The following is a 21882-nucleotide window of genomic DNA, read 5'->3' as shown; positions in this document are numbered from 1 at the left end:
CGGGTCGCGACTGCCGTGCCTATCGGTGAGCGATCTTCTGCCGGTTTCGACGCGTCTACTCAATCGGAGTGAATGGAAATGGCTGATCGGAATGGATTCCATTTGCCGCTGACGGCCGCTCAGCACGGAATGTGGCTCGCGCAGCAGGTGAATCCGGACAATCCGATGTACAGCATCGCCGAATGCGTCGAGATACGGGGCGAGATCGATGTTTCCCTCTTCGAGGCCGCGCTGCGCCGCGTCGTCGACGAGGCCGAGACCCTGCGGGTCGGCTTCCGGGCCGGAGCCGACGGGCCCGTGCAGTCGGTGGCGGAGAGCCTGGACCGGCCGCTGCACCACGTCGACGTCAGCGCCGACGCCGACCCCGCCGCCCGCGCCGAGGAGTGGATGCTGGCCCGGGTGCGGGAGCCGGTGCGTCTCGCCGACGGGCCGCTGTTCACCTTCGGCCTCCTCAAGCTGGGCGCCGACCGCTACACCTGGTTCAGCCGGGTCCACCACACCGTCGTCGACGGCTACAGCTGGTCCCTGATCGTGTCCCGGGTCGCGGCCCTCTACTCGGCCCTGGCGGCCGGCGAGGAGCCGCGGCCGAGCACCTTCGGCACGCTGGCGGAGCTCGTCGGCCTCGACACCGACTACCGGCGTTCCGAGCAGTTCACCGCCGACCGCGGGTACTGGTCGGAGCGCCTGGCCGGTGCCGCCGAACCGGTCACCCTCGCCGGCCGCCCCTCCCGCGTGCCCACCGACCACATCCGCCGGACCGGACCGGTCGCACCCGAGCACGCCGAGGCGCTGCGCGACCTCGCCCGGGAGACCCGGGTCGGCTGGCCCTCCGTGGTCGTCGCCGGCATCGCCGCGCACCTCGGGCAGCTGACCGGCACCGACGACCTCGTGCTCGGGCTGGCCGTCAGCGCCAGGTCCGCCGCGAGCAGGCGCACCCCGGGCATGGTGTCCAACGCCCTGCCGCTGCGGCTGAACCCCGTGCCGTCCGGCACCGTGGGAGCCTTCCTCCGGTCGGTGAGCGAGGAGATCCACGGGGCGCTGCGGCACCAGCGCTACCGCTACGAGGACATCCACCGCGACCTCGGCCGCGTCGGCGACCGGAAGCGGCTGTGGGGCCCCGAGATCAACCTCATCATGTACGGCGAGCAGCTCTCCTTCGCCGGGCGCCCCGCGACCGTGCGCGGCTTCTCCGTCGGGCCCGAGGAAGACCTCTCCCTGATCGTCGACAACCGGACGCCCGACGCGGGCTTCCTCCTCGACCTCCACGCCAACGCCGATCTCTACAGCGAGGAGTCGGTGACCGGCCACAGCGACGCGCTCACCGGCTTCCTCACCGCCCTGGCCGCCGCCGGACCGGACGACCGGCTGGACTCCGTCGTCACCGGCGCGCCCGTCGGCTGGGTTCCCCCGAAGGACACCGGGGACGCCGTCGCCGCGCAGGCCCCGGCGCCCTACCGCGCCCCGCGGACCGCGCGCGAGGAGAGGCTCTGCGCGCTGGTCGCCGAGGTGCTCACGGTCGGACGGGTGGGCGTCGACGACGACTTCTTCGCCCTCGGCGGGCACTCCCTCACCGCGATCCGGCTGCTCGGCCGGATCCGCGAGACCTTCGGGGCGGAACTCTCCATCCGTACCGTCTTCGAGACCCCCACCGTCGCCGCCCTCGCCGGCCGCCTCGGCCGGACCGCCACCCGCCGGCGCGCCCTGGAGCCCCTCGCCCGCCCCGCCGTGCTCCCGCTCTCCCTCACCCAGCAGCGCCTGTGGCTGGTGAACCGGCTCCAGGGACCCAGCGGCGCCTACAACATGGGGCTCGCGCTCCGGCTGACCGGCCGGCTGGACCGGGCCGCGCTCGCCGCGGCGTTCCAGGACGTCCTCGCCCGCCACGAGAGCCTGCGGACGACGTTCCCCGAGACGGACGGGACGCCGCGCCAGCACGTCCTCCCGCCCGCCGAGGCCGCGGCGGAGGTGGTGCTCACGGAGTCGCCCGCCGACGCCGCCACCGTGGACGCGGCCGTCGCCGAGGTGGTGGCCGAGGGCTTCGACCTGACCGAAGGGCTCGCCGTACGGCCCCGGTTGCTGGTCCTCGGACCCGAGGACCACGTCCTGCTGATCGTCCTGCACCACATCGTCGCCGACGGCCTGTCCCTGGCCCCGCTCGCCCGTGACCTCGGCCTCGCCTACACGGCCCGCACCTCCGGTGAGCCGCCGGCCTTCGAGCCGATGCCGGTCCAGTACGCCGACTACACCCTGTGGCAGCAGTCGGAGCTGGGCGACGAGAGCGACCCGGACAGCACCCTGGCCCGCCAGCTCGACCACTGGAAGCAGGCGCTGGCCGGGCTGCCCGAGGAGCTGGAACTGCCCCTCGACCGGCGACGGCCCAGCGAGCTGAGCCAGCGCGGCGACATCGTCCGCTTCGACATCGACGCCACGCTGCACCGCCGGCTCACCGACCTCGGGCACGCGCACCGCGCCAGCCTCTTCATGGTGCTGCAGAGCGCGGTCGCCGTGCTCCTGGGCAAGCTCGGGGCCGGGGAGGACATCCCGCTGGGCAGCGCCGTCGCCGGTCGCGGCGACGCGAGCCTCGACGGCCTCGTCGGCTGCTTCGTGAACACCGTGGTGTTCCGCAACGACCTCTCCGGCAACCCGAGCGTCGGCGAACTCATCGACCGCGCCCGGGAGATGTCGCTGTCCGCGCACGCCAACCAGGACGTGCCCTTCGAGCGTCTCGTCGAGGCGCTCAACCCGGAGCGTTCGCTCGCCAGGAACCCGCTGTTCCAGGTGATGATGGACGTACAGACCCCCGCCGAGTCCAGCCTGGAGCTGCCGGGCCTGGTCACCACCCCGCAGCAGGTCGACCCCGGTGTCACCAAGATCGACCTGCTCTTCGGCCTGGACGAGCGCTCGGCGGGCCACGAGGCCGCCGCCGGGATCAGCGGCCGGCTGGAGTTCAGCACCGACCTGTTCGACCGCGCCACCGTCGAGGCCATGAGCGCCCGCCTGCTGCGGGTCCTGGAGGCCTTCACCGCCGCCCCGGACCGGCGCATCGCCGACCTCGACATCCTCATCGACGACGAACGACGTCTGGTCCTCGACGAGTTCGGCACCTCGGCGGAGGCCGGGGCGGAGCTCCTCCTCCCCGCCCTCTTCGAGCGGCAGGCTGCCAGGACTCCCGGAGCGCCGGCCCTGATCGAGGGCGACCGCACCCTCTCGTACGCCGAACTCGACGCGCTGGCGGACCGGCTGGCGCGGCGGCTGACCGACGCGGGGGCCGGCCCCGAGCAGCGCATCGCCGTGCTGCTGCCCCGCTCGGCGGAGCTGGTGGTCGCCCTCCTCGCCGTCCTCAAGTCCGGTGCGGCCTATGTGCCGATCGACCCGGACTACCCCGGCGAGCGGATCGCCTACATGCTGGCCGACGCCTCCCCGGCCCTGGTCCTGGCCGGACCGGGGTCTCCCCGGACGGCGGCGCCCGCCGGGACGCCGGTGCTCGACGTCACCGAGGAGCTCCGCGCCCCGGCGCCGGACCGGGGCGCCCCGGCGGACGCCGACCGGTCGCGGCCACTGGACCCGGACCACCCCGCCTACGTGATCTACACCTCCGGCTCCACCGGCCGCCCCAAGGGCGTCGTCGTGACCCACCGGTCGGTCGCCGTCTACCTGGAGTGCGCACGCGACAGTTATCCCTCGGTCGCGGGCGGCACCCTGCTCCACTCGCCCGTCTCCTTCGACCTGACCGTCACCTCGCTGTACGCCCCGCTGATCTCGGGCGGCGCCGTGCGGGTGACCGCCCTCGAAGGACCCGGGAGCGGCGCACCGCGCCCGTCCTTCCTCAAGGCGACCCCGGCGCACCTGGCCCTGCTCGGCGTGCTGCCGGAGGAGTTCTCGCCCAGCGGCGAACTGGTCGTGGGCGGCGAGATGCTGCTCGGCGAGGCGGTCGAGGAGCTGCGCAGGCACCGGCCGGGGATCACGGTCGTCAACGAGTACGGGCCGACCGAGGCCACCGTCGGCTGTGTGGAGTTCAGGATCGGCCCGGACGACACCGTCCCCGGCGGGCCCGTGCCGATCGGCCGGCCGATGCGCAACTCGGCCATCCGGGTCCTGGACCCCGCGCTCGGTCCCGTACCGCCCGGCAGCCCGGGCGAGATCTACATCGGCGGCGGGCAGTTGGCCCGCGGCTACCTGGACCGGCCGGGGCTCACCGCCGAACGCTTCGTCGCCGACCCGTACGGCCCGGCGGGCGCCCGCATGTACCGCACCGGCGACGTGGGCCGCTGGCGCGCCGACGGCCTGCTGGACTACCTCGGGCGCGTCGACGACCAGATCAAGCTCAACGGCTTCCGCATCGAACTGGGCGAGATCGAGGCGGTGCTGGCCCGCCACCCCGGGGTCGCCCGGTCCGCCGCCACGGTGCGCGAGGACGTGCCGGGCCACCGCCGGCTCGTCGGATACGTCGTCCCCGGCGACGGCGGGGCCCCCGACGAGGCCGAGGTCCTGACCTGGGCGGCCCGGGCGCTGCCCGCGTACATGACCCCCGCCGTCGTCGTCGTGCTCGACGCCCTGCCGCTGACCCCGAACGGCAAGCTCGACCGGAAGGCACTGCCCGCACCGGATCAGGAGGCCGCCCGAGCCGATGACGCGGGCGGGCCGCGCACGCCCGCGGAAGAGGTGATCGCCGGGCTCTTCGCCGAGGTGCTCGGCCGCGAGGGCGTCGGCCTGCACGACAGCTTCTTCGAGCTGGGCGGCGACAGCATCGTGTCGATCCAGCTGGTGTCCCGCGCCCGTCGCAAGGGGCTCGTCTTCTCCCCCAAGGAGGTGTTCGAGCTCAAGACGGTGGCCGCGCTGGCCGCCGAGGCGACCGACGCGGCTCCCGCGCGGACCGACGAGAACGCCGGTATCGGCGCGTTCCCCGCGACCCCGATCATGCGCTGGCTGGAGGAGCGCGGCGGCCCCGTCGACGCGTTCCACCAGAGCGCCCTCGTCCGGACCCCGGCCGGGCTCGGCCGGGACGATCTCGCCCGGGCCCTCCAGGCGGTGCTCGACCGGCACGACGCCCTGCGCACCCGGCTGGACCGGGCGGGCGACGGCGGCTGGACGTACACGATCCCCGGCCGCGGCACGGTCGAGGCGGCCGGTCTCGTGCACCGGACCGACATCGCCGGCCTCGACGGCGAGGAGCTGCGCACCGTGATCGGGCAGGAGGCCCGGGCGGCCTGGAACCGGCTGGACCCCGGGGCCGGCACGATGGTCCGGGCCGTCTGGTTCGACGCCGGCCCCGGCACACCGGGGCGGCTGCTCATCGCCGCCCACCACCTGGTCGTGGACGGCGTGTCCTGGTCCGTGATCCTGCCGGACCTGCGGGCCGCCTGGGAGGCGGTCGCGGCCGGCAAGGACCCCGAACTCGCCCCGGTGGGAACGCCGTGGCGACACTGGGCCGAACTCCTCGCCGGGCAGACGGCCGCCCGGTCCGGCGAACGGGCCCACTGGGAGCGGGCGCTCGCGCTGCCCGCCCCCGTGCTGGCCGACCGGCCGCTCGACCCGGCCAGGGACACGGCGGGAGCCGCCCGCCGGCTCACCCGCACCCTGTCCGCCGACATCACCGGGCCCCTCCTCGACCGGGCCCCCGGGGCGCTGAACGCGAGCGTGCACGAGGTGCTGGTCACCGCGCTCGCCATCGCCCTGGAGCACCGCGCGCACCGCCGGGGCGGGGACGAGGACGCCGGAGTCCTCATCGACGTGGAGGGCCACGGCCGGCAGGAGATCGCCGAGGGCCTGGACCTGTCCCGCACGGTCGGCTGGTTCACCACCATCCGGCCGGCCCGCCTGCGCCCGGGCGTCGACGACTGGGGCGCGCTGTGGGAGGGCGGCCCCGAGGCCGGGCGCGTACTGCGCACGGTCAAGGAACAGCTCAGGGACGTACCCGACGAAGGCATCGGCTACGGACTCCTGCGCCATCTCGACCCGGACGCCGGGCCCCGGCTCGCGGGCCTCGCCCAGGCGCCCCTGCTCTTCAACTACCTCGGGAGAGCCGAAGCCTTCGGCGGCGACTGGTCGCCCGCGCCGGAGACCGACACGGTCCTGGCCGAGGGCGCGGACCTGCCGCTGTCCCACCTGCTGGAGATCAACGCGGTCGTCCGCCAGGAAGCGGACGGGCCCCGCCTGACGACGGTCTGGACCTGGCCGGGCCGGCTGCTGTCGGAAGCCGACGTCCGCTCCTTGGCGGACACCTGGTTCCGCGCGGTGCGCGCACTGACCGAACACGCCGAGCGTCCGGACGCCGGCGGCCACACCCCATCGGACCTGGCGCTGGTGGACCTGTCCCAAGACGAGATCGACGGGCTCGAAGACGAGTGGAGGACGCTGTAATGAAGAAGTCGGGTCCTGAGGACATCCTTCCGCTGTCACCGCTGCAGGAGGGGCTGCTCTTCCACGCGCTGTACGACGAGTCGGGCGACGACGTCTACACCGTGCAGGTGGTGCTGGACCTGGGCGGCGGCCTCGACGCCGCGGTGCTCCGGGCCACCGCCCAGGCACTGCTGGACCGGCACGCCAACCTGCGCGCCGGATTCCTCCACCCCAAGCAGAGCCGTCCGGTCCAGGTGATCTCGCGCAGCGTCGAAGTACCGTGGCAGGAAAGCGATCTGAGGCCGCTCGGGGACGACGGGCGGACCGCGGAGCTGGAGCGGATACAGGCGGAGGAGAAGGCGCACGCCTTCGACCTCGCCCGGCCTCCGCTGATGCGCTACCGGCTCGTGCGCCTCGCCGACGACGCGTACCGCCTGCTCTGCACCTTCCACCACATCCTGCTCGACGGCTGGTCGACGTCGGTGCTCCTGGGCGAGCTGCTGGAGGTGTACGGGAACGGCGGCGACGCCTCCGTGCTGCCGACGGTCACCCCGTTCCGCGACCACCTCGCGTTCCTGGCCCGGCAGGACCGGCCGGCCTCCGAGGAGGCCTGGCGCCGGGCGCTCTCCGGCATCGACGCGCCGACCCGCCTGGTCCCCTCGGACCCGGCCCGCGAGGTCGTCCATCCCGAGCAGCTCGTCCTCGAACTCTCCACGGAGGCGACCGAGGCGCTCTCGGCCCGGCTGCGCGCGGCCGGTCTCACCTTCTCCAGTGCCGTGCACGGTTCCTGGGCGCTCCTGCTGTCGGTGCTCACCGGCCGTCAGGACGTGGTGTTCGGCACCGTCGTCTCCGGCCGCCCGCCGGAGGTGCCGGGCGTCGAGCGGATGGTCGGCATGCTCATCAACTCCCTGCCGGTCCGGGTGCGGCTGAACGGCGGCGACTCCCTCGGCGACGTACTGGCCGGGCTCCAGGGCGAGCACCTGGAGATGATGAACCACCAGTACACCGGGATGCGCGACATCCACCGGCTCTCCGGGCACCCCGAGCTCTTCGACACCTACGTGGCGTTCGAGAACTTCCCGTTCGACCTCCAGGACCTCCGCGACCTCGCCGGAGACCTGACCATCGACGGGTTCGACGTCCTGGACGCCAACCACTACCCGCTCTGCCTCGTCTCCCACGTGTACGAGGGCAGGCTGCGGCTGCTCCTCAACTACCGCCCCGACCTCTTCCGCCCGGAGCAGGTCGGGATCATCGGCGGCCGGCTGGTGCGGATCCTGGAGTCCCTCACCCAGGACCTCACGCGGACCGTGGCCGGGCTCGACGTCCTGGCCGACGGCGAGCGCGAGCGGCTGGTCGTCGCCGGCGGCGCGGCCGGGCACACGGTCGAGCAGTCCGCCTTCCCCGAGCTGTTCGCGGCCCAGGCCGCGCGCACGCCGGACGCGGTGGCCGTGGAGTCCGCGGACCTCTCCCTGACCTACGCCGAACTCGACGCGCGTACCGATGAACTCGCCGCCCGCCTGACGGCCGAGGGAGTCGGCCCCGAGGCGATCGTGGCGCTCGTCCTCGGCCGCTCGGTGGAGTCCGTCGTCGGCTCGCTCGCCGTGATGAAGGCGGGCGCGGCGTTCCTGCCGGTGGACCCCGACTACCCGGCCGAGCGCGTGGCCTTCCTGTTCGACGACGCCCGGCCGGCGGCGGTGCTCACCACCGGGGCGTACGAGAAGGCGGTACCCCGCTCCGAGGGCACCGCGGTGCTCGTCCTTGACCCGGCGGACGGGGCCTCCCCCCGGTCCGCGCCTCGGTCCGGGCCCCGGTCCGCGCCCCGGGCGCCGCTTCCGGTCGCCTCACCCGCGTACGTGATCTACACCTCGGGCTCGACGGGCGTGCCCAAGGGCGTCGTCGTCAGCCACGCGGGACTCGCCGCCTTCGCGGCGACCGAGCGGGAACGCTTCGCCGTGACGGGCGACAGCCGCGTCCTGCAGTTCTCCTCGCCCAGCTTCGACGCCTCCGTGCTGGAGCTGTGCATGGCGCTGACCTCCGGCGCCGCGCTCGTGGTGCCCCGGCCGGGCCCGCTCGCGGGCGAGCCGCTCGCCGAGGTGATCGCCGACCGCCGGGTCACGCACGCGCTGATCCCGCCGGCCGCGCTGGCCAGCGTTCCGGCCGTGGAACTCCCGGGCTTCACCTGCCTGATCGTCGGCGGTGACGCCTGCTCGCCCGAGCTGGTGGCCCGCTGGGCCCCCGGCCGGCGCATGGTGAACGCCTACGGGCCCACCGAGTCGACCGTCGCGGTCTCCATGAGCACCCCGCTGGACGCCACCGGCGGTGTACCGCCGATCGGCGCCCCCGTGCACGACACGCGCGCCTATGTCCTGGACGGTTCCCTGCGGCCGGCGCCCCTGGGCGCCGAGGGAGAGCTGTACGTCGCGGGCGCGGGCCTGGCCCGCGGCTATCTGCGCCGTCCCGGGCTCACCGCCGAACGGTTCGTCGCCGATCCCTTCAGCGCCCCGGGGGAGCGGATGTACCGCACCGGCGACCTCGTACGGCTGCGCGAGGACGGGCAGCTGGAGTTCGCGGGCCGGGTCGACGACCAGGTCAAGGTGCGGGGCTTCCGCATCGAGCTGGGCGAGGTCGAGAGCGTCCTGGCCCGCCACGACAGCGTGGACCGTGCCGCCGTGGTGGCGCACGGGACCGGGGCGGGCGGCAAGCAGCTCGTCGCCTACGTGGTCCCGGCCGGGCCGGGACCGGTCGACGCCGAGACCCTGCGCGCGCATGTCGCGGAGCTGCTGCCCGAGTACATGACGCCCTCGCTGGTCATCGCCCTCGACGCCCTCCCGCTGATGATCAACGGCAAGCTGGACCGCAAGGCACTGCCCGCCCCGGAGGTCACGGTCACCGAGGGGCGCGCACCGGCCGACGCACGCGAGGAACTGCTCTGCACGCTGTACGCCGAGGTGCTCGGCGTGGAGCGCGTGGGCGTGGAGCAGAGCTTCTTCGAGCTGGGCGGCGACAGCATCGGCTCCATCCAGCTGATCAGCCGGGCCCGCAAGGCCGGGCTCCGCTTCACCCCGCGCGACGTGTTCACCCACAAGACCGTCGAGGCGCTCGCCGCGGTCGCCACGGAGGCCGCCGCCCCCACCCGCCGGCCCGCCGCGTCGGACGGCGTGGGCGGTGTGCCGCTGACGCCGATCATCCACTGGTTCAGCGAACACAGCGGCCCCGTCGCCCCGTTCAACCAGGCGATGGCGCTCCCGGTGCCCGCGGGTCTGGACAGCGCCCGCATCGCCGGGGTGCTCCAGACCTTCCTGGACCACCACGACGCCCTGCGCCTGAGGCTCACCCGCATCGAGGACATCGGCGAGTGGACGCTGGAGATCACCCCGTCCGGCACCGTCGCGGCCGCCGAGTCGCTGTACCGGGTCGACGTCGCGGGGCTCGACGCGGACGCGCTGCGCACCGTGACCGAGCGGGAGTTCACCGCCGCCCAGAACCGGCTGGCCCCCGAGCGCGGACGCATGGTCGAGGCCGTCTGGTTCGAGGCGGGAGGGGACCTGCCCGGACGCCTGCTGCTCGTCATCCACCACCTCTCGGTGGACGGGGTCTCCTGGCGCATCCTGCTGCCGGAGTTCACCGCCGCCCTCGAAGCCGCCGCCGGGGGAAGCGCCTTCACCCCCGAGCCCGTCGGCACCTCATTCCGCAGCTGGGCCCGGCAGCTGACCGCCGCCGCCGGAGAGCCGGACCGGATCCGCGAACTCCCGCTGTGGCGCTCGATCCTCTCCGAGCCCGACCCCCTGCTCACCGACCGCCTCCCCGACCCGGCGACGGACACCCTCGCCACCGCGGGCCACCTCACCCTGCGGCTGCCCGCCGACCTCACCGAGCCGCTGCTCGGCCGGGTGCCGACGGCCTTCAGCACCGGGATCAACGAGGTCCTGCTCACCGCGCTCGCCGTCGCGGTCGCCGACTGGCGACGCCTCCGGGGGCGCGGGGACAGCTCCTCCGTCCTGGTGGGCCTGGAGGGCCACGGCCGCGAGGAGATCGTCGAGGGGGCCGACCTCTCGCGCACCGTGGGCTGGTTCACCAGCCTCTACCCCGTGCGGCTCGACCCGGGCGAGGCGGGCGGCGCCGACCTCGTCACCGCGCTCAAGGCGGTCAAGGAACAGCTGCGGGCCATCCCCGACAACGGGATCGGCTTCGGTCTGCTGCGCTATCTGAACCCGCGGACCGCGGCGGCCCTCGCCCGGTTCGCCGAACCGCAGATCGGCTTCAACTACCTGGGCCGCATCGGTGGTGCGGACGAGGGCGCCGGTGCGGACGGTCTCGGCGGCGGCGCGGATTCCGCCACCCCCCTCCCGTACACCCTCACCGCCAACGCGGTCACCGAGACCCACAGCGACGGGCCGCGCCTCACCGTCACCTGGACCTGGCCGGGCGAGCTGCTCACCGAGGACGACGTACGCCCGCTCGCCGAGGCGTGGTTCGAGGCCCTGCGCTCGCTGGTGGACCAGGCCGGCCGGCCCGGCGCCGGTGCCGGGCTCGTCCCGTCCGACCTGCCGCTGGTCGACCTCACCCAGCACGAGATCGCCCAGCTGGAACAGGCCGAGCCCCGGCTCACCGACGTCCTCCCGCTCTCGCCGCTCCAGGAAGGGCTGCTCTTCCACACCGCGTACGACCAGGAGGCCGAGGACGTCTACATCACCCGGCTCGCCCTGGACGTACGGGGAGACCTCGACACCGGGGCGCTGCGCGCCGCCGTCACGGGGCTGCTCACCCGGCACGCCAGTCTGCGCGCCTCCTTCCACCGCACCGGCGCGGGCGTTCCCGTCCAGCTGATCGCGGACGAGGCCGAACTCCCCTGGACCGAGACCGACCTGAGCGCCCTCGACGAACCGGCCCAGCGCGCCGAGCTGGACCGGCTCCTGCTCCGGGAGCGGTCCCTGCGCTTCGACCCGGAGCGCCCGCCGCTGCTCCGCTTCACCCTGATCAGGCTCGGGGACGGGCATCACCGGCTGCTGTTCGCCGCGCACCACCTGCTGCTCGACGGCTGGTCGGCGCCGGTCCTCGCCGGTGAGCTCTTCGAGCTGTACGCGCGGCGGGGGGACGCCTCCGCCCTGCCGCCGGTCGTCCCGTACAAGGAGTACCTCACCTGGTTGTCCCAGCAGGACCGCACCGCCTCCGAGGACGCCTGGCGGACCGCGCTGGCCGGGATCGACGAGCCGACGCTCATCGCCCCCGCCGCGGCCGGCCACGCCGCCGCCCTTCCCGGGCGGATCGTGGACGAGCTGCCGTCGGGCCTGACCGCCGCGCTCACCGAGGCGGCCCGCGCCCGCGGCCTGACCATGAACGCGGTGGTCCAGGGGGCCTGGGGCCTCGTCCTCGCGGGTCTCACCGGACGTGACGACGTGCTGTTCGGCGAGACGGTGTCCGGCCGGCCGCCGGAGCTGCCGGGCATCGAATCGATGGTCGGCCTGTTCAGCAACACCGTTCCGGTACGGGTCCGGATCGACCCCGCCGTCTCGCTGGCCGACACCCTCACCCGGGTGCAGGCCCAGCGCGTCGAGCTGCTGGCCCACCACTACCTGGGGCTCGCGGACCTCCAGCGGCTGGCCGGGCTGCGCACGCTGTTCGACACCGCCGTGGTCTTCGAGAACTTCCCCGCCGACCCCGGATCCCAGGAGACCGTGCACGGACTGGCGTTGAGCGAGGTCGACACCAAGGGCGACAACCACTACCCGCTCGGCATGGTCGTGATGCAGGACGAACGCCGGATGGTCCTCAACTGGTACTACCGCGCCGACCTTCTCGACGAGGAGCTGGTCACGTCGGCGACCCGGCAGCTCCGCAGGGTCCTCGACGCCTTCACCACCGAGCCGGACACCCCGGTGGGCCGGCTCGGTCTCCTCGGCGGCGAGGAGACCGCGGAACTGACGACGGGCTCGGCCGGAGTCCCCGCACCGCTGTCGGACGCCGTGGTCGGTGAGCTGATCGAGGCGCAGGCGGCCCGCACCCCGAAGGCCGTCGCGCTGATCGACGGCGTCACCGAACTCCGGTACGTCGAGCTCAACGAGCGGGCCAACCGCCTGGCGCACGAGCTGATCCACCGGGGCGCGGGACCCGAGCAGCTCGTCGCGGTCGCCATGGAGCGCTCGGCGGAACTCGTCGTGGCGCTGCTCGCGGTCCTCAAGTCCGGCGCCGCCTACCTCCCGGTCGACCCGTCCCATCCGGCCGCGCGCATCAGCGGGCTGCTCGACGACGCCCGGCCGGGGATCGTCCTCACGACCCGGTCCACCGGGGCCACGCTGCCCCGCCACGACGCCGACACCGTGGCCGTCGACGACGCGGCGACGGCGGCCGGGATCGCCGGACGCCCCTGCGCCGACCCGACGGACGCCGACCGGAGGGCCCCGCTGACCGCCGACAACCCGGCGTACGTCATCTACACCTCCGGCTCCACCGGGGTTCCCAAGGGGGTGGTGGTCGAGCACCGCTCGGTCGTCGACTACCTCGGCTGGACCTCCCTCTCCTACCCCGGGGCCGCCGGGCGGGCACTGCTGCACTCGCCGGTCTCCTTCGACCTGACGGTCACGGCGCTGTTCACCCCGCTCACCGTGGGTGGCGCCGTGCTGATCGCCGCCCTGGAGGAGGACCCGGCGCTCTCGGCCCGGCTGGCCGGCGCCCCGGTCACCTTCATGAAGGCGACGCCCAGTCACCTTCCGCTGCTCGGCGCGCTGCCCGCGGCGTACTCGCCTGCCTCCGAACTCCTGCTGGGCGGCGAGGCGTTGCACGGCGAGGCGCTGGCCGCCTGGCGCGAGCGCCACCCGGACGCCACCGTCCGGAACGTCTACGGGCCCACGGAAGCGACCGTGAACGTCACGGAGTTCACCATCGATCCCGGTGACCCGATCGCCCCCGGCCCGGTCCCGATGGGCCGCCCGCAGGCCAACGTCCGGGCCTATGTCCTGGACTCGGCGCTGCGTCCGGTCGCGTCCGGCGTGGCCGGCGAGCTGTATCTCGCGGGTCCCTGCCTCGCCCGCGGCTACCTGGGCCGGGCCGGGCTGACCTCCGAGCGGTTCACCGCCGACCCCTACGGTCCGGCAGGCTCCCGGATGTACCGCACCGGGGACGTCGCCCGCCGGCTCGCCGACGGGAACCTGGTGTTCGTCGGCCGCGCCGACGACCAGGTGAAACTCCGCGGCCACCGCGTCGAGCTGGGCGAGGTCTCCGCTGCCGTCGCCGCCCTGCCGGGCGTCGCCGCCCAGGCCGTCGTGGTCAGGGACGGCGCCGACGGCGGCCGGCTGGTGGCCTACGCCGTGCCCGTCGAGGGCACCGCCCCCGACGGCCAGGACCTTCGCCGGCTGCTTGCGGACACGCTGCCCGACTACATGGTTCCCGACTCCGTCGTCGTCCTCGACGCGCTGCCGGTGACCTCCCACGGCAAGCTGGACCGCAAGGCGCTGCCGGAGCCCGAGTTCACGGCGAGCGCGGCCGTCCGCTCCCCGCGCACCCCGCAGGAGGAGATCCTGTGCGGTCTCTTCGGCCAGGTCCTGGACCTGCCCGAGGCCGGGGTGGACGACGACTTCTTCGAGCTGGGCGGCAACTCGCTGAGCGCGGTCCGGCTGCTCAGCCGGGTCCGTTCCGCCTTCGGCTCCGAGGTCGACGTCCGCGCGGTCTTCGAGGCGCGGACCCCCGCGCGCCTCGCCGAGCTGGTCGGGCCCGGCGGCGACGCCACCCGGCCCGCGCCGACGGCGGGCGAACGGCCGGACGAGATCCCGCTGTCGTTCTCCCAGCGCCGGCTGTGGTTCCTCGACCGGCTGGACGGCGCGTCCGGCGCGTACAACATCCCGATCGGGATCCGGCTCCGGGGCACGCTCGACCTGGACGCGCTGCGCGCCGCCGTGGCCGACGTGGTGGAGCGGCACGAGAGCCTGCGGACCGTGTTCCCCGCCGTCGGCGGCAAGCCGCGGCAGTCCGTCCAGGACCCCGGGACCCTGCGGGTGCCGGTGGAGATCGTCGAGGTCGCCCCCGAGCAGTCCGGAGAGGCACTGCGCCGGGCAGCGGCTCGCGGCTTCGACCTCGCGACCGAACTGCCCTTGCGCGTCACGTTGTTCGTGCTCGGCACGACGGACCACGTGCTCCTGCTGAACGTCCATCACATCGCGTCCGACGGCTGGTCCAACGCCCCGCTGGCCCGCGACCTGTCCGCCGCCTACACCGCCCGGCACAGCGGCCGGGCCCCCCGCTTCACGCGGCTTCCCGTGCAGTACGCCGACTACACGCTCTGGCAGCGGGAACTGCTCGGCGACGAGAAGGACCCGGAGTCCCTGGCCGCGCGGCAGCTGGCCTTCTGGAAGGAGTCCCTGGCCGGCGCCCCCGCGGAGCTGGCTCTGCCCACCGACCGGCCCCGCCCGGCGGAGATGACCACCGAGGGCGCCACCGTCGAGTTCACCCTCGACGCCGGCCTGCACGCCCGGCTCGCCACGCTCGCCCGCACCCACCAGGTCAGCCTCTTCATGGTGGCCCAGGCCGGGCTCGCGGCGCTGCTCACCCGGCTCGGCTCCGGTACCGACATTCCCCTCGGCACGGCGGTGGCGGGCCGTCCCGACGAGAGCCTGGAGGACCTCGTCGGGTTCTTCGTCAACACCCTGGTGCTGCGCACCGACACCTCGGGGGATCCGACGTTCGGCGAGCTCCTGCACCGGGTACGGGCCGCCGACCTGGCGGCCTACGCCCACCAGGACCTGCCCTTCGAGCGGCTGGTCGACCGGCTCGGCCCGGAGGCGCGGTCGCTCGCGCACACCCCGCTGTTCCAGGTGTTCCTCGCCTTCCAGAACAACACGGCGGCCCGGCTGGAACTGCCCGGACTCGACGTCGAGCCGGCCGGCATCGAGCTGACCTCGGCCAAGACCGACCTCGGCGTGGAGCTCCAGGAGAACGTCGCCGACGACGGCAGCCCCGCCGGCCTGCGGGGCCTGATCAGCTACCGGACCGACCTGTTCGACCGGGCCACCGTCGAGTCGGTCGCGGCCCGCTTCACCGCCCTGCTCGACGCGGTGGCCGACGACCCGGAGCTGCCGGTCAGCGGGATCGGCCTGCTCTCCGCCGCCGAGCGCGAGCAGGTGCTCGCCGGCTGGAACGACACCTCCCGCGCCATCACGGCGGAGACCTTCCCCGCGCTGTTCGAGAGGAGGGCGGCGGCCGCCCCCGGCAGCCCCGCGCTGATCGCCGGGGCACAGGAGCTGACCTACGGCGAACTCAACGCCCGGGCCAACCAGTGGGCGCACTACCTCATCGGCAAGGGCGCCGGACCCGAGCGGTACGTGGCGGTCGCCGTGCCGCGCTCGGCGGACTGGGCGGCGATCACCCTCGGCGTCCTCAAGACCGGCGCCGCCCACCTGCCGGTCGACCCCGGCTACCCGGCCGACCGCATCGCCTACATCGTCCAGGACGCGCGCCCCGCGCTGGTGGTCGCCACCGGGGAGACGGCCACGAGCCCGGCCCTGGCCGGCACGGTCGTGCACGCCGTCGACGACGCGGACGTGACGGCCCGGGTCGACGCCGCCCCGGTCACCGACCCCACCGACCGGGACCGCGACCGCCCGCTCCGCGTGGACCACCCCGCGTACGTCATCTACACCTCCGGATCGACCGGCCGGCCCAAGGGCGTCCTGGTCACGCACCGGGGCATCGCGGGCATGGCCGGAGCGCACGCGGACAACTTCGCCATCGACACGGACAGCCGGGTTCTCCAGGCCGTCTCGCCCAGCTTCGACGTCTCGATGGCCGACCTGGCGATGACCCTGCTCAACGGGGCCACGCTGGTGCTGCCGGACACCCACCACGCACCGGCGGGCGAGGAACTGGCCTCCCTCGTCGACGGCCACGGCGTCACCCACCTGCAGATCACCGCGGGCGTCCTCGCCACGGTGCCGCGCACCGGACTGGACTCCCTGCGCACCCTCGCGGTCGGCGGGGAGGCCTGCCCGCCCGACCAGGTGGACCACTGGTCCCGGGGGCGCAGGCTGCTGAACGTGTACGGCCCCAGCGAGGCGACCGTCTGCTCCACCATGAGCCGTCCGCTCTCGGGGGCGGTGCACCCGCCGATCGGCGCCCCGCTGTGGAACACCCGGGTCTACGTCCTGGACTCCGTCCTGATGCCGGTTCCGGTCGGCGTCGCCGGAGAGCTCCACATCGCCGGTGACGGCCTGGCCCGCGGCTATCTGGGCCGGCCCGCGCTGACCGCCGAGCGCTTCGTCGCCCATCCCTTCGGGGCGCCGGGCGAGCGGCTCTACCGCACGGGCGACCTGGTGCGGTGGAACACCGACGGGCAACTGGAGTTCGTGGGCCGGGCCGACGACCAGGTGAAGATCCGGGGATTCCGGGTCGAGCTCGGCGAGATCGAGGCCGCGCTCGTCACCCACCCCGGTGTCGCGGCCGCCGCGGCGGCCCTGCACCGGGGAGAGGACGGGCGCGACCGGCTGGTGGCCTGCACGGTCCTGTCCGGCGCGGCCCCGGCGGACGCCGGGGAACTGAGCGACCACCTCGGCCGGCTGCTGCCGGAGTACATGGTCCCGGCCGCGTTCACCGTGGTGGACGCCCTGCCGCTCAACGCCAACGGCAAGGTCGACCGCAAGGCCCTGCCGGAGCCCGACTTCGGTTCCCGGGGGGAGGGCAGGGAGCCCGGCGACGCCAAGGAGACGCTCCTCTGCGAGCTGATCCGCGACCTGCTCGACATCGACCGGGTCAGCGTCGACGACAACTTCTTCGCCCTCGGCGGAGACAGCATCGTGTCGATCCAACTGGTCAGCCGGGCCCTCGAAGCGGGCCTGGAGTTCACCGCCACGGACGTGCTGCGCCACCGCACGGTCGGGGAGCTCGCCGCCGCCGCCACCGGACACGAGGAGGCGGACGGCGCGACCGCCGCGACCGCCGCCGACGACGACCGGGGCCTGGGCGAGGTCGGGCTGACCCCGTACGTCCACGCGCTGCGCAGGCGCGGGGGGCCGGTCGCCAGGTCGGCGGCCACCGCCGTCCTGGCCCTGCCGCACGACACCGACGAGGCCCGGCTGCACACCGTGCTCCGGACCCTGGTGGAGCGGCACGACACCCTGCGGCTGCGGCTGACCCGCAGGGCCGGGAACCTGGTGTGGGGCCTGGAGGTCCGGCCGCGCGGGGAGACCGACGCGCGCGACCTGCTCACCCGGGTCGACGTCACGGGCGTCGCCCCGGGGGCGCTGGCCGACGAGACGGCGCGGGCGACCGAGGCCGCGCTCGCCGCGCTGGCGCCGGAGGACGGCGTCGTGTTCCGGGCCGTCTGGCTCGACGGCGGACCGGGCGGCGAACACCGCCTGCTGCTCGCCGTGCACCGGCTCGCCGCCGACCCGGACGCCTGGCGCGTCCTCGTCGCCGACCTGCGCACCGCCTGGGATGCGGCGGCCGGGACCGGGGGACACCTGCCCCCCGTGGGCGCCACCTACCGGTCCTGGACCGAGAGGAGTGCCGAGGCGGCCGCCGCCCCGGAACTCCTCGACGAACTCCAGACGTGGACCGACCTGCTCGGCGCCGACCCCGCGCTGTCGATCACGGGTCCGCTGGACCCCGCCCGGGACACCCGGGGCACCGTCCGGAACGTGGAGGTCACCCTCTCCGCCGCCGAGTCGGCCGCCCTGCTGAACGAGGTGCCGGAGAGGTTCGCCACCGGCGCCGAGGAGGTGCTGCTCGGCACCGTCGGCGCGGCCCTGGAGGAGTGGCAGGTCCGACGCGGCCTGCGCACGGCCGCCGGGACCCTGGTCGACGTGGAACGGGACGGCCGCCGCGGCGACGTCGAACTCGTCCGCACACTCGGCCAGTTCGCTCTCGTCCACCCGGTGCGGCTCGGTGCGGGCGAGGCGGCCGGCGGCAGCGCCGCCGACCAGGTGAAGCGGGTCAAGGAGCTGCTGGCGGCGGTTCCCGGCGACGGCAGCGGCTACGGGATGCTGCGCTACCTCAACCCGCAGACCGTTCCCCTGCTCGCCCCGTCGCCTGTCCCGCAGCTGCGGTTCGCCCACCGAGGCACGTTCCGCTCCCCGCTCGGCGACGGCTCGGTGCCGCTCGACGCGGCGGGCGGGGTACGGCCGGCCGGGGCGGAGGCCCCGGACATGCCGGCGGAGTATCCGCTGGAGGTGGAGACCTGGGCGTACGAGGGCCCCGACGGCGTGCGGCTGACGGCCCGCTGGTCCTGGCCCGACGCGCTGCTGAGCGAGGCAGACGTGACCGAGCTCGCCGACTCCTGGCGGGACGCGGCACGGCGACTGCTCGCGGATGCCTCCCGCTCCGGCGGACGCACCCCGTCGGACTTCTCCCTGGTCGGCCTGGAGCAGCGGGAGATCGACCTGCTGGAGAAGGGAGGGCGGCGGCTGGACGACGTGCTGCCGTTGGCTCCCCTCCAGGAGGGCCTGCTCTTCCACTCGCTCTACGACCGGAGCGAGATCGACGTGTACACCGTCCAGTTCGGCCTCGACCTGGAGGGCGACCCGCGCACCGAGGTGCTGCGCGCCTCGGTGCGGGCGCTGCTGGACCGGCACGAGAACCTGCGCGCGGGCTTCGCCCACGAACACCTCTCCAGGCCGGTGCAGTTCATCCCGGCGGACATCGAACTGCCGTGGAACGAGACGGACCTGGCGGACCTCGACGCCACCGCACGGGGCGCCGAGGTCGACCGGGTGATGCGGGAGGCGAGGGCCGAGCGCTTCGACCTCGACCGGCCCCCGCTGCTGCGCTGCACGCTGCTCCGGCTGGGCGGTGGCCGGGCCCGGCTGGTGCTGACCTTCCACCACCTCCTGCTGGACGGTTGGTCCACGCCGATCCTCCTCGACGAGCTGATGCGCCTGTACGCGGCGGGCGGCGACCCCTCCGGGCTGCCCCCGGCCCATCCGTACCGGAGCTATCTGTCCTGGCTGGACGGCCAGGACCGGACGGTCTCGGAGAAGGCCTGGCGCCAGGTGCTCGACGCGTCGGTGGAGCCCACCCTGCTGGCTCCGGCCGACCCGGAGCGTCACGCCGTCGCCACCGAGAAGGTCTCCGTCACCTTCGGGGCGGACGTGGTCGCCGGACTGACCGCGCTGGCGGGCCGGCACGGGACCACGGCGAACACCGTCGTCCAGGCCGCCTGGGGCCTGCTGCTCGCCCGGCTCGGCGGCCGTGAGGACGTCGTGTTCGGGGCGACCGTCTCCGGGCGTCCCCCGAAGGTCCAGGGCGTCGAGCGGATGGTCGGCCTGTTCATCAACACCGTCCCCGTACGGGTGGCCTTCCGTCCCGGCGAGCCGATCGGCGACGCGCTGGCCCGGCTCTGGCAGCAGCAGGTGGAGCTGACGGCGCACCAGCACATGCGCCTGGTGGACCTGCAACGGGACGTCGGCAAGGGCGAGTTGTTCGACACGCTCCTGGTCTTCCAGAACATCCCCGCCGACGGGGCGGGCTTTGGCGGCGACGCCGACCGGGTCCGCGCGGTCGACCTGGAGATGAACGACGCCACCCACTACCCGCTCACCCTGGACGCCGGGCTCTCCGGCGACCTGCTGCACTGCCGGCTCGGCTACCGGCCCGACCTGTTCACCGAGGCGGAGGCCGGGGCCGTCGCCGACGGACTGCGCGAGGTGCTGGAGGCCTTCGCCCGGGACCCGGAGCAGGCGTTCGCTCCGTCGGGCGACGATCCGCTGACCCGACGCTGGACCGGGGTGCGTTCCCGGCTGAGCGGGCGGGCGGCCGCTCCGGCCGACGGGGTGCGGGAGGAGGACCCGGCCGGCTCGTCGGCCGACCCGTCCCGGGAGGCGGTGCTCGCCGGACTGTTCGCCGAACTGCTCGACGCGCCCGACGTCGGTCTCGACGACGACTTCTTCGAACTCGGCGGCGACAGCATCGTCTCCATCCAGCTGGCCGGCCGGGCCCGTAAGGCCGGCCTCCAGATCAGCCTGCGGGACGTCTTCAAGTACCGGACGGTCCGCGGTCTGGCCAGGATCGCCACCCAGGACGAGGGCCCGGCCGAGGGCCAGTCCGCCGCCGAGGCCATCGGGGAGATGCCGCTGACGCCGGTCATGCTCGACCTGTACGAGCGGGGCGGGCCGACGGACAGCGTCCACCAGGCGGCGCTGCTCCAGGTCCCGGCGGACGCGGACGAGAAGAAGCTCGCGGCGACCTTGCAGGCCGTCCTCGACCACCACGACATCCTGCGTTCGAGGATCGTGACGGGCACGGACGGACTGCGGCTGGAGGTCACCCCGACCGGTTCCGTCGACGCCTCCGCGCTGCTCCGCCGGAAGGACATCACCTCCGTTCCGCAGGACGGACTGATCGGTCTGGTCACCGAGGCGCAGACCCGGGCACAGTCCGAACTCGCCTGCGAGGACGGCGAGATGGTCCGGGCCGTCTGGTTCGACGCCGGACCCGCCAGGCCGGGGCGGCTGCTGATCCTGGTCCACCACCTCGCCGTGGACGGCGTCTCCTGGCGCGTCCTTCAGGAAGACCTCCGGCAGGCCTGGGAGGCGGTCTCCCAGGACCGCGAACCCGGCCTCGAACCCGTCGGCACGTCGTTCCGCCACTGGGCCTCGGTCCTGGCGGAGCAGGCGGCCGGGCCGGAGCGGACCAAGGAGCTGGACCTGTGGCGTTCGGTCCTGGAGACAGCGGATCCGCTGCTCTCGGAGCGGCCCCTCGACCCCGCCGTCGACGTGGTCCGCACCGCGCGACGGCTGACGGTGACCCTCCCGCCGGAGATCAGCGAACCCCTGCTGGGCACGGTGCCGGCGGCGTTCAACGCCGCCGTCGACGAAGTGCTCCTCACCGCCCTCGCGCTGGCGGTCGCCCGCTGGCGGAGCGGGCGCGGCCGGGGAGACGGGAGCGAGCTCCTGGTGGGTCTGGAGGGCCACGGCCGTGAGGAGATCGTTCCGGGGGCGGACCTGTCCCGGACGGTGGGCTGGTTCACCAGCGTCTACCCGGTCGCCATCGACCCCGGAGCGGTGGACCGGCCCCCGTCCGACGCGGACGCCGAGGTGCTCGGCACCGCGCTGAAGCGGGTCAAGGAGCAGTTGCGGGCCATCCCCGACAAGGGCATGGGCTACGGACTGCTGCGCCACCTCAACCCGGACACGGGCCCCGAGCTGGCCGGATACACCGAGCCGCAGATCGGCTTCAACTACCTGGGCCGCTTCAAGGCGGTCGACGCGCGGGCACAACGTGCCGACGACTGGGCGGCCCCGCCCGAGGCGACCGAGACGCTGGGCGGAGGCGGGGCCGACAGCGCCCCGCTGGCCCACTCCATCGGGCTCAGCGCGGTGGCACAGGACCGGCCCGACGGAGTGCGGCTGGTGGCCATCTGGTCGTGGCCCGGCGCGCTCTTCGGCCAGGACGAAGTACGGGACCTGGCGGACCTCTGGTTCGGGGCGCTCGAAGCCCTGGCCGGATGCGCCGGCCGGCCCGGGTCCGGCGGGCTCACCCCGTCCGACATGTCGCTGCTGGAGCTCTCGCAGGACGAGATCGAAGAATTCGAGAGGGATCTGAGCTGATGGAGAAGAACCGGAA

2 protein-coding genes are annotated in these 21882 nt (G+C 74.3%); both read left to right on the top strand.

Annotated features, from left to right (window positions below; genetic code table 11):
* Positions 1 to 72: 72 nt before the first annotated feature.
* Positions 73 to 6357: a non-ribosomal peptide synthetase gene (locus HET64_RS00160; RefSeq protein WP_308369670.1), complete on the top strand. Its 6285-nt coding sequence runs from the start codon at positions 73 to 75 to the stop codon at positions 6355 to 6357.
* The gene (locus HET64_RS00155) at positions 6357 to 21866 is read left to right on the top strand and encodes a non-ribosomal peptide synthetase (protein WP_215100861.1); all 15510 of its coding nucleotides are present in this window, start codon (positions 6357 to 6359) and stop codon (positions 21864 to 21866) included. The genes HET64_RS00160 and HET64_RS00155 overlap by 1 nt, the downstream gene beginning before the upstream one ends.
* The last annotated feature ends 16 nt before the right edge of the window (positions 21867 to 21882 follow it).

This window comes from Streptomyces sp. McG3 (assembly GCF_018619185.1).
Lineage (GTDB): Bacteria > Actinomycetota > Actinomycetes > Streptomycetales > Streptomycetaceae > Streptomyces.
This window is presented reverse-complemented; position numbering and strand designations above follow the sequence as displayed.